The sequence below is a fragment of the Mesorhizobium sp. M7A.F.Ca.US.014.04.1.1 genome, from assembly GCF_003998745.1.
Lineage (GTDB): Bacteria > Pseudomonadota > Alphaproteobacteria > Rhizobiales > Rhizobiaceae > Mesorhizobium > Mesorhizobium ciceri.
On the sequence record NZ_RZRW01000504.1, the window covers coordinates 1 to 4,154 of the forward strand.

General features: G+C 64.1%; 4 protein-coding genes and 1 pseudogene. 3 read left to right on the plus strand and 2 right to left on the minus strand.

What is annotated here, in order from left to right:
* Positions 1 to 393, plus strand: a pseudogene (locus tag EOA22_RS26165) (FAD-binding oxidoreductase); the annotation flags it as partial.
* A gap of 186 nt (positions 394 to 579) precedes the next feature.
* Complete coding sequence (locus EOA22_RS26170; protein WP_127390316.1) at positions 580 to 1,146, plus strand: DUF6101 family protein; 567 nt, start codon at positions 580 to 582, stop codon at positions 1,144 to 1,146.
* A 167-nt stretch (positions 1,147 to 1,313) separates the two neighbouring features.
* Here the strand turns inward: EOA22_RS26170 and ubiA are convergent, their stop codons facing one another.
* Positions 1,314 to 2,297, minus strand: a complete 984-nt coding sequence (gene ubiA, locus EOA22_RS26180; protein ID WP_063170187.1) for a 4-hydroxybenzoate octaprenyltransferase — start codon at positions 2,295 to 2,297, stop codon at positions 1,314 to 1,316.
* 68 nt (positions 2,298 to 2,365) lie between these two features.
* Positions 2,366 to 3,277 carry a LysR family transcriptional regulator gene (locus EOA22_RS26185; RefSeq protein ID WP_063167661.1) on the minus strand — a complete coding sequence of 304 codons (912 nt, stop codon included), beginning with the start codon at positions 3,275 to 3,277 and terminating at the stop codon, positions 2,366 to 2,368.
* A gap of 89 nt (positions 3,278 to 3,366) precedes the next feature.
* On the opposite strand from EOA22_RS26185, the gene EOA22_RS26190 reads away from it, so the two are divergent.
* On the plus strand, positions 3,367 to 4,154 hold a 788-nt coding region (locus EOA22_RS26190), incomplete at its 3' end, for a phytanoyl-CoA dioxygenase family protein (protein WP_127390317.1).

Consider the following 4,154-nt stretch of genomic DNA (forward strand, 5'->3'; position numbering starts at 1 on the left):
CCGGAGGGCGCAGCGACCTAGCGCGACATTTCGGTGCCTATCGCCTCGATCCCGCGTTTCATCGAAGAAGCCGCCGGCGCGGTGGCGTCGGTGAGCGCCGGCGCGCGCGTGGTCTGCTTCGGCCATATGGGCGACGGCAATCTCCACTACAACATTTCCCGGCCCGTCGACGGCGACGATGAGGCGTTCCTCGCTCTCTATCACCCCATGAACAAGGCGGTGCACGATGTGGTGCGCAGCCTGCACGGTTCGATCTCGGCCGAGCATGGCATCGGCCAGTTGAAGCGCGACGAACTGATCGCCACCGCGCCGCCGATGGCGATCGATCTGATGCGAAGGGTGAAGGCCGCTTTCGACCCGGCCGGCATCATGAATCCGGGTAAGGTTATCTGATCCTTTCGACATCTTGTGGCTGGTGGGATTCCGATAACCATCCCTGAGATCAGCAAAATTTAACCGACTTTCTTAAGCGGGGCGGTAAGGAGCCCGCGCTACTGTCTCCATACAAACGAGGCTGGAAAAACCGGCCCGGAGAGAACCGGACACCGGCTCTCAGGAGACAGACAGGAAGGCCACTCTATGAACACCGGACTGAAGCCAGTCTGGGCGGGACGCAACATGCGTCTCGACCCATTCCGCCTGCCGCAAGTGGTGAGCTACGCGACTCGCGACGACTACGGCGATGTAACCTTCACCATCGACCAGCGCGGCGCCGTGATCCGCCGCTTGCTCGAGATGAGCGGCCTGCCCGCGATCATCGTTCTGCCTTCCAATGCGTTCCGCGGCGTTGCCGCCCGCGCCATGGAGGATCCGGACGGCAATGTCACGGTGACCCTGGAACTCCTGCACAACGACCCGATGCTGTCGGTGCCGCTGCTGGTGGCCGACGATCTCGACGATGTCGCAGCCGACCGGCGCGCCTGGGCCGACGCTTACCGCCTGCCGATGCTGCTCATCGAATCGGACGGCGTTGCCCGCACCCTGGAAGAATCGCTCGGCGCCGCCATCAAGACGCTGCCGCCGCAGGATCGGCGCAAGGGGCGGATTTCGAACACGCGCCGCCCGCGTTTCCTCGCTCGCCGCAGAGCTGGCGACCTCGGTCTCAGGCTGGTCGTCGACGGCCAGGAGATTATTTCGCGGGAGTAGGAAGGTTCTTCCTTCTCCCCCTGTGGGAGAAGGTGGCCGAGCGAAGCTCGGTCGGATGAGGGGTGTTCCAGCTTGGCAACGCCGGCACTCCGTCCAGCACCCCTCAACCGTCTTGGCGCTGCGCGCCAATCCACCTTCTCCCACAAGGGGAGAAGGGAAAAAGCCCGCTAAACCAGCGGCTTCAGAGCCACCCACACAGCGCCGCCGATCAGGCCGAGGAAGATCAGCCAGCCGACCTGGTTGTTCGACCTGAACAGGCGCAGGCATTGGTCCGGATTGTCGATGTCCAACACGGCGATCTGCCGCGCCATATGGGTGCCGGCGGCGATCAGCCCGGCCAGCGCCACCACCGGCGCCTGCGCCGACGCGAAGGCGATGGCGAAGCAGATCAGCGCGCCGCCATAAAGTCCGGCCAGCCAGGCCTTGGTGTTGTCGCCGAACAGGCGTGCCGTCGAGCGCACGCCGACAATGGCGTCATCTTCCTTGTCCTGGTGCGCGTAGATCGTGTCGTAGCCGATCACCCACAGGATCGAGCCGATATAGAGCATGACAGCAGGCCCATCGAGATCGCCGAACTCGACCGCCCATCCCATCAGCGCGCCCCAGGAAAAAGCAAGGCCGAGCACCAGTTGCGGCCAGTTGGTTATCCGCTTCATGAACGGATATATGGCGATGACCGCCAGTGAGCAGATGCCGAGCAGGACGGCAAAGCTGTTGAACTGGATGAGCACGACGAGGCCGACCAGGGCCTGCAGGACGAGAAACAGCCATGCCCGCCGGCGCGTCGCCTTGCCTGACGGCAGCGGTCGCGAGCGCGTGCGCTCCACCTGGTTGTCGATGTCCTCGTCGACGAGGTCGTTGTAGGTGCAGCCGGCGCCGCGCATGGCGATGGCCCCGACCAGGAACAGCACAAGATACAAAGGCGCCGGCAGCAGTGAGAGCAGCGGGTCGCCGGGACGCGGATAGGCGCTTGCCGCCAAGGCCGCCGACCACCAGCACGGCCACAGCAGCAGTTGCCAGCCTATCGGCCTGTCCCACCGCGCAAGCTGCGCATAGGGCCATATCGAGCGCGGCAGCACGCGGTAGACCCAATGGCCGTTCGGCGCATCGGCGACACGGCCCTGGGCCGCTTTCGACTGGATGGTTTCCATGCCCATGGAGTGGCAGCAGCGGCGGAAACCGTCAAGCGGCAAGCGGAGACGCGGCGCCCGTCAGCCTTTCACGAGGCAAAGATGTCGCGGGTGGCGAACCAGTCCTTGGCCACCTCGACGAAGGCCAGCGCTGCATTCGACACACGCTGATGCGTGTCATAGGTAAGCAGGATCCGCTGCATGGGCAGCGGATCCGACAGCGGCTTGCAGATGAGCGGCAGCCCGTCATAGCTGCGGTCGCCATGCGGGCGGGTGTAGCTGACCGCAACGCCGAAGCCGTTGGCGACCATGCTCCGTTGCAGTTCGAACGAGCTTGTCGTCATGTCGGCCACAGGCGAAAGGCCGCGGCTGCGGAACAGGTCGAGCATATGCTGCCAGCTGTGCGGCTGGTCGGTGGTGATCAGCGGATAGGCGGCCAGATCGGCAAGGCTGACCGACGGGCGATCCGCCAGGGCATGGCCTGCCGGCAACAGCGCGTGCGGGCGAAGTTCACGCAGCAGGATGCGGGCGAAATGCGTCGGCAGGCTGAGATCATAAGTCAGGCCGAGATCGATGGCCGCGTCACCCAGCCGTCGACCCAGCGTCTCGAACGTCTCGTCGCGAACGACGATCTTGACGGCCGGATAGCGTTCGGAGAAGGCGCGGATCAAAGCCGGCGCGAAGAAAGGCGCCAGATCCTCGAAGCATCCCAACACCAACTCGCCGCTGACAGCCGATTTGCTTGAACCCAGGCCGATGAGTTCCTCCGTTTCGGTGAGAACCTGCCTTGCCTTGGCCACGACGGCGCGGCCGAACGATGTCGGCGACACGCCGCTTCCCCGCTGGCGGACGAACAGTTTCTGGCCGAAATTCTTTTCGACCGCGTCGATGGCCACCGAGATCGACGGCTGAGAGACGTTCAGCATCCTTGCCGCGCCGGTGACGCTGCCGTGACGCGCCACGGCAACCAGATAGCGCAGCTGCGTGAAAGTCACACTCATAGAGGCACTCTATATGTCAGATCGATAGTTATTATTTTACCGAATGAATAGATGTTGCGATAGTGGCTTTATTCCAAGAGGAGAACGCCATGGCTTCCCGGACTGCCACCCTCGACGCCACCAGGATCGGCGCGTCCACGATTGCCGACTATCAGCGTGACGGCGCTGTTTGCATTCGCGGCGCCTTCAAGGGCTGGGTCGACACGATTGCCGCCGGCATCGAACGCAACATGCAGAACCGCAGCGCCACCGCATCCGACATAGCCAACGGTCGCGGTAGTTTCTTCGATGACTACTGCAACTGGGAGCGCATCCCCGAATTCGTCAGCCTGGTACGGGACTCACCCGCCGCCGAACTGGCGGCGGCGGTGATGCAGTCGCGCACCGCGCAGTTCTTCCATGATCATGTGCTGGTGAAGGAACCCGGCACGCAGAAGCCGACGCCCTGGCATCAGGACATCCCCTACTATTTCGTCGATGGCCAACAGACGGTGAGCTTCTGGATACCCATCGACCCGGTGAAAGAGGCGACGCTGCGGCTGATCGCCGGCTCGCACAAATGGGACAAGATGATCCTGCCGGTGCGCTGGCTCGACGATAGCAATTTCTATGCCGGCGAGGGCGACTATCTGCCGGTGCCCGATCCCGACAAGGACCCTTCGATGAAGGTGCTCGAATGGGAAATGGAGCCGGGCGACGCCATCCTGTTCGACTTCAGGACCGCGCATGGCGCGCGTGGCAATATGACCGCGGCGCGGCGCCGGGCGCTGTCGCTGCGCTGGGTCGGTGACGATGCGCGCTATGTCGAGCGGCCGGGCCGCACAGCCTCTCGCCCGGCTGCATGCCGTGGCCATGATAGGGCGGCGAGGTGCGGCCC

Bases quoted from the DNA above. Each gene is read 5' to 3' on its own strand.
- EOA22_RS26185 (WP_063167661.1), bottom strand. From the start codon at position 3,277: ATGAGTGTGACTTTCACGCAGCTGCGCTATCTGGTTGCCGTGGCGCGT.
- ubiA (WP_063170187.1), bottom strand. From the start codon at position 2,297: ATGGAAACCATCCAGTCGAAAGCGGCCCAGGGCCGTGTCGCCGATGCG.
- EOA22_RS26170 (WP_127390316.1), top strand. From the start codon at position 580: ATGAACACCGGACTGAAGCCAGTCTGGGCGGGACGCAACATGCGTCTC.